Source organism: Ruegeria sp. BHSB058 (assembly GCF_059613285.1).
Genome location: NZ_JBXWSF010000048.1, coordinates 24,445 through 30,444, shown reverse-complemented (window position 1 = coordinate 30,444; position 6,000 = coordinate 24,445). Strand labels below are relative to the sequence as shown.

Genomic DNA, 6,000 nt, shown 5'->3' with positions numbered 1-6,000 from the left:
TGTTGATCACCGCTGCACTGATCTATTGGATGCTGTCGATGTGTCTGGAGCTGATCCAGGGCCGGATCGAGCGTCACTTCCGCACCAAAAGCCATTAGGAGGCCGCGTCATGGCAGAGCCCATCATCAAAATGCGCGACGTCAACAAATGGTATGGCAACTACCACGCGCTGCGGAATATCAATTTTACTGTCAACAAAGGCGACAGGATCGTCGTCTGCGGGCCGTCCGGTTCGGGTAAATCCACCATGATCCGCACACTCAACTGGCTTGAGGCGCATCAGGAAGGGCAGATCATCGTCGACGGGATCGAGCTGCACCAGAAGATGAAGGATATCGACAAGGTTCGGATGGAAGTTGGCATGGTGTTCCAGCACTTCAACCTGTTCCCGCATCTGTCGGTCTTGCAAAACCTGATGGCCGCGCCGATGTGGGTGCGCGGTGTGCCCGAAGCCGAGGCGCGCGAAACGGCGATGAAATATCTCGAACGAGTGCGTATTCCCGAGCAGGCTGACAAATTTCCGGGCCAACTGTCAGGCGGCCAGCAGCAGCGTGTGGCCATTGCCCGGTCGCTGTGCATGAACCCCAAGGTGATGCTGTTTGACGAACCGACCTCGGCCCTGGACCCTGAAATGGTGTCAGAGGTTCTGGATACGATGGTCAGCCTTGCCCGCGACGGGATGACGATGGTGTGCGTGACGCACGAGATGGGCTTTGCCAAGGCGGTCGCTGATCGCGTGATCTTTATGGATGAAGGTCAGATCATCGAAGAAAACGATCCCGTGAACTTCTTCGACAATCCGCAAAGCGAACGCACCAAATCCTTCCTGAGCCAGATTCTGCAACATTAAGCCCATGCCTGAATTCGTAAAGATGCAGGGTCTACGCAATCACTTTGTGATCGTGGACGCCCGAACCACGCCCTATGGCCGGACGCCCGAAGAGATCATCTGGGTTTGCGACCCGAAGGTGGGTGTGGGCGCGGATGAGCTTGTGGTTCTGGAACCGTCAGACCGGCCTGAAGTGATTGCCGATCTGCGGATCTACAACATCGACGGGACCGAGGTACAGGCCTGCGGCAACGCCACCCGCTGCGTGGCCTGGTTGCTGCTGGAGGAGGCCGGGGCTGACGAGATCACCCTGTCCACCAGGGTTGGCCCCCTGCGCGCCAGGCGCCGCGGGGATCATCTGGTGCAGGTGGAGATGGGGGCATTGACGCAGGACTGGCAGGCGATGCCACTGAGTACACCGCAAGACATGATGGCATTGCCCGTGGGTAACGGGCCGCTGCAAAACCCGGTGGGCGTAAGCATCGGCAATCCTCATGCGGTGTATTTCACGGACGATCTGGATGCAGTGGATCTGACAGCCTTGGCCCCGGATATCATGGCCAACCCGATTTTTGTCGAAAGTGTCAATGTGGGTCTGGTTCAGATGCTGTCCCCATCCCAGATGCGGCTGTCAGTTTATGAACGCCCCGGCGTTCTGACCACGGCCTGCGGCTCGGGTGCCTGTGCGGCGGTGCAGGCGGCGCGGCTATCGGGCCGCACCGACCAGTCAGAGGTTCAGGTTCAAATGCCCGCCGGAAAAGTCACAATCCGCATCCGGTCTGACGAGGTGGCCGAGATGACCGGACCGGTGGCCCATTGCTTTACCGGGCAATACCGGTTTTCGGGGTGAATTCGCTTCAGCCCCGGTGCGAGATTTTCAATTTCCAGCCAAACTTAAGGTTGGCAAAGAATGAATACGGAACGAGAGGAGTGATCGCCATGCGGACAGGCGGACAGGTGCTGATCGATATGCTGCGGGTCAACGGGGTCGAAGCCATATTTGGCGTGCCCGGCGAAAGCTATCTGGCCGCGTTGGATGCGCTGCATGATTGCTCGAACACGCTGAAATACTACACCACCCGGCAAGAGGGCGGCGCGGCCTTCATGGCGGCGGCTTACTCGGATGCGACCGGCAAGCCGGGTGTGTGTTTTGTCACCCGGGGTCCGGGGGTGACCAATGCCTCGATCGGGGTGCATACCGCCCAGCAGGGCTCGACCCCGCTGATCCTGCTTATCGGGCAGATCCCACGCGCCCATCGTGACAAAGAAGCGTTTCAGGAGGTCGATTATCGCCGCTATCTGGGTCATATGGTCAAATGGGTGGCCGAAATCGACGATCCCGCCCGCATTCCAGAATATCTCAACCGTGCTTTCCGCACGGCACTGTCCGGGCGGCCCGGTCCAGTGGCGCTGGCCTTGCCCGAGGATATGCTGGCCGAACCAACCGACACGCCCGATCTGCCCGCAATCAAGCTGACCCCTCCGTCACCTTCCCCTGCGGATATGGAGCAGGTGGCTGACCTGCTGGCGCAGGCCGAACGCCCCCTGCTTTTGCTGGGCGGCACCTGCTGGACCGGGGACGGGCACACCGCCGCCCTTAGATTTGCCGAGGATCACGGCTTGCCGGTCGCGGTTGGGTTTCGCAGGCAGGGGCTGTTTCCCCATGACCATCCGAATTTCATCGGCAACCTGGGCTTTGGCGGCAATCCGATGCCAAATGAATATGCCAAATCCGCCGATCTGGTGATTGCACTGGGTGCACGGCTGAACGATGGCACCACGCTGAAATTCAGCCTGATCAAGGCCCCGCAACCAGCCTGTAAACTGGTTCATATCCTGCCGGGGGCCGAAGATCTGGGGCGGCTTTATCATGCCGATTTGCCCATTCTGGCCGACCCGAACGAGGCGGCGAAATCACTGGCTCTGCTGCCGGTGGCCAAGCGGCACTCTCCCGCGCAGGCGCGTGCGGATTATGAGGCGATGCGGTCACTGCCAGCACAGCGCGGCCCGGTCGATATGGCCGAGGTGATGCGCGTGCTCAACACAACGCTGCCCGATGAGACCACCATGACCACAGGCGCGGGCAACGCCGCAGACTGGCCCAATATCCACTTCAACTACCGTCAGTTTCTGGGCGCTCTTGCGCCGATTTCGGGCGCAATGGGCATGGGGGTTCCGGCAGCGGTGGCGGCCAAGGTGGCGCGACCCTATGCACCAGCCGTTTACATCGCAGGTGATGGTGATTTCCTGATGAACGGGCAGGAGCTGGCGACGGCGGTACAGTACGGCCTCGATCCTATTTTCATCATCGTCGACAATGGCTCATACGGCACGATCCGCACCAATCAGGAACGCAAGCACCCGGGCCGTGTGACGGGCACATCGCTGACCAACCCCGATTTCGCCGTCGTGGCGCAGGGCTATGGCGCTCATGGCGAGCGGGTGGAAACCACCGCTGAATTTGCGCCTGCACTGGAACGTGCGCGGGCCTCGGGCAAGGCCGCCGTTATCCACATTCTGGTGGGACCGGACAGCCTCGGCCCCAACCTGACGCTGGCCGATCTGGCGGAGGCGTCCTGATGCTGTCAAGCCTCGTCGATGCCCTTCCCCCATCGCCCATTATTGGCGTTTTCAACAAAGCCTATGAGCTGCGGCAAGCCGGGGCCGATGTGATCGATTTTTCTGTGGGCGAGCCAGATTTCGACACCCCCGTCCATATCTGCGAGGCCGGGATTGCGGCCATCCGCGCGGGCGAGACACGCTATACCCCCACCGATGGCACCGGTGCGGTCAAAGCGGCTGTGATCGAGAAATTCCAGCGCGACAACGGGCTGGCATTCACCACTTCGGAAATCATCGTCTGCTCGGGCGCGAAACCCCTTTTGGCCTCGGCCATTCAGGCGGTGTTAAACGCAGGGGATGAGATGATCTTGCCGGTGCCACTCTGGGCTTCGCATCTGGGGATGGTGCAGGCGGTGGGCGGTGCTCCTGTGCTGGTCGATACGGCTGCGACGGCATTCAAGCTGACGCCCGAGGCGCTGGAGGGTGCAATCACGCCCCGTACCCGGTTGCTGATGCTCTGTTCGCCATCGAACCCGACTGGCGCGGTTTATTCGGCGGTCGAGCTGGAGGCGCTGGCACAGGTTCTGCGCAGGCACGCCCATGTCAATGTGATCTCTGATGACCTTTATGAACATATTATCTTTGACGGGGCTGAGTTTGCGGCGCTGGCGGCCACTGCGCCCGATCTGCAAGATCGTATCCTTACCGTTAACGGTGTGTCGAAATCCTATGCCATGACCGGCTGGCGCATCGGCTATGCGGGCGGGCCGGATTGGTGGACAGGCGGTATTCGCAGCCTGTTCAGTCAGACCAATGGCGGGCCATGCTCGGTCTCTCAGGCCGCTACCGTGGCCGCGCTGACAGGGCCGCAGGATTTCCTGAAAGACTGGTGCGCCACCTATCAGCACCGCCGGGATGTGGCCCTGGCCGGGCTGGCCCAGATTGAAGGTTTGACCACACAGAAACCAGGCGGTGCGTTCTATCTGATGCCCGATTGCGGAGCGCTTTTAGGTCTCACGACACCGGATGGCGCGAAGCTGAACAACTCAACCGATCTGGCAGCCTATCTGATGGATCATGGGGCAGTTGTCGTGCCCGGTCCGGGGTTCTCCTGCGATCCGTTTTTCCGTATGTCGATCGCAACCTCGGAAGACAATATCGTCGAAGGGGTCAACCGAATGAAAACCGCCATCGAGAGGCTGAGCTGATGCCCCCCAGATTCGATCAATTCGCCGCCGAGCTGAGCTATGACGATCTGCCTGAAGCGGCGCTGTGGACCTTGCGCCGCTCATTCACCGACACAATGGGCGTCGCCGCCGTGGGGGCCACGACCGAATTGTCAGGGATTGCCCGGCGCACCGCACCGTTGATTTTTGGTGCGGGCAGTGCCGGAGGGGCGCGCATGCTGATGGATGGTCGGTCGGTCAGCCCCGTCGGGGCTGCCATGGCTGGGGCCTTCACCATAGACAGCATCGACGCACATGATGGGACGACCCCCTGCAAGGGCCATGCGGGTTCCGCGATCTTTCCGGCATTGATCGCCATGGCGCAGGCCAGCAATCAGGATATTGACGGCAAGCGCTTTGCTGAAATCCTCGCTGCTGCCTATGAAATCTCATACCGCGCTGGTCTGGTGCAGCACGCCACCTGCGCCGATTATCATACCTCGGGGGCCTGGACCGCCGTCGGCGTGGCCGGCGCCGGGGCGAAACTGCTGGGTGGCAGCGCGGAACAGATCCGCCACGCAGCTGGCATCGGCGAATATCATGGGCCTCGCAGCCAGATGATGCGCTGTATTGACCACCCGACCATGCTGCGCGACGGGGTCGGCTGGGGTGCACCTTCGGGCGTAACAGCGGCCTATCTGGCGATGGAAGGGTTCACAGGCGCACCCGCGCTAACCTGCGAAGGCGAGGACGGGGCTGAATTCTGGTCCGATCTGGGACAGGGTTGGCGCTTGATCGATCATACCCACTACAAAGCCTACCCTTGTTGCCGCTGGGCGCATCCCTCGCTGGATGCCGTGCATGACATGATGGCCGAGCATGGGTTTACCCATGAGCAGGTGGAAAGCGTCGAAATCCGCACCTTCCACTATGCCACCCGTCTGGCCGGGCATGAGCCGCAAAATCAGGATGAATTCGCCTATGCCATCGCCTTTCCAGTGGCTGCAATGATCGTGCGTGGTCAGGTTGGCGTGCCGGAATTGACCGATGGGGCCCTGCGCGACCCGGATATCCTGCGCATCAGTCGGGCAACCCAACTTATCGACGACGCGGAAATGACCCGCATTAGCATCGAAAAGCGTTGGGCGCAGGTAACGATTGTACTCAACGACGGTCGCCGGATCGAAGACAATCCCCGCACCCCGCGCGGTGATGCGGATAATCCGCTGAGCGACAGTCAGATCACCGAGAAATTCCATCTGCTGGCTGATCCGGTTTTGGGCAAGGAACGGGCCACCGAAATTCATGATCTGTCAGCGCAGTTTGATCATCTATCAGCGCCTGAACTGAAACGCCTATTGGCCTTGTGTACCACGAAACTCTGAGCTGAAAGCGCTGGGAGCCGCTGAAAATTTACCTTAGGGTCCGTTTGTCCCCGCAAGT

5 protein-coding genes are annotated in these 6,000 nt (G+C 60.6%); all 5 read left to right on the top strand.

Going from position 1 to position 6,000, the window contains the following annotated elements; translation table 11 throughout:
• Positions 1-109: 109 nt before the first annotated feature.
• The 5 genes from AC2FNB_RS13085 to AC2FNB_RS13065 all read left to right on the top strand — a co-directional run bounded on the left by AC2FNB_RS13085 (position 110) and on the right by AC2FNB_RS13065 (position 5,942).
• Positions 110-850, top strand: coding sequence for an amino acid ABC transporter ATP-binding protein (locus AC2FNB_RS13085; RefSeq protein ID WP_496746970.1), 741 nt, complete (start codon positions 110-112; stop codon positions 848-850).
• 4 nt (positions 851-854) lie between these two features.
• Positions 855-1,679, top strand: coding sequence for a diaminopimelate epimerase (gene dapF / locus AC2FNB_RS13080; RefSeq protein ID WP_496746969.1), 825 nt, complete (start codon positions 855-857; stop codon positions 1,677-1,679).
• An 89-nt stretch (positions 1,680-1,768) separates the two neighbouring features.
• Positions 1,769-3,409: a thiamine pyrophosphate-dependent enzyme gene (locus AC2FNB_RS13075; RefSeq protein WP_496746967.1), complete on the top strand. Its 1,641-nt coding sequence runs from the start codon at positions 1,769-1,771 to the stop codon at positions 3,407-3,409.
• Complete coding sequence (locus tag AC2FNB_RS13070) at positions 3,409-4,599, top strand: pyridoxal phosphate-dependent aminotransferase (protein ID WP_496746963.1); 1,191 nt, start codon at positions 3,409-3,411, stop codon at positions 4,597-4,599. The genes AC2FNB_RS13075 and AC2FNB_RS13070 overlap by 1 nt, the downstream gene beginning before the upstream one ends.
• Complete coding sequence (locus AC2FNB_RS13065) at positions 4,599-5,942, top strand: MmgE/PrpD family protein (protein WP_496746959.1); 1,344 nt, start codon at positions 4,599-4,601, stop codon at positions 5,940-5,942. The genes AC2FNB_RS13070 and AC2FNB_RS13065 overlap by 1 nt, the downstream gene beginning before the upstream one ends.
• Positions 5,943-6,000: the final 58 nt, after the last annotated feature.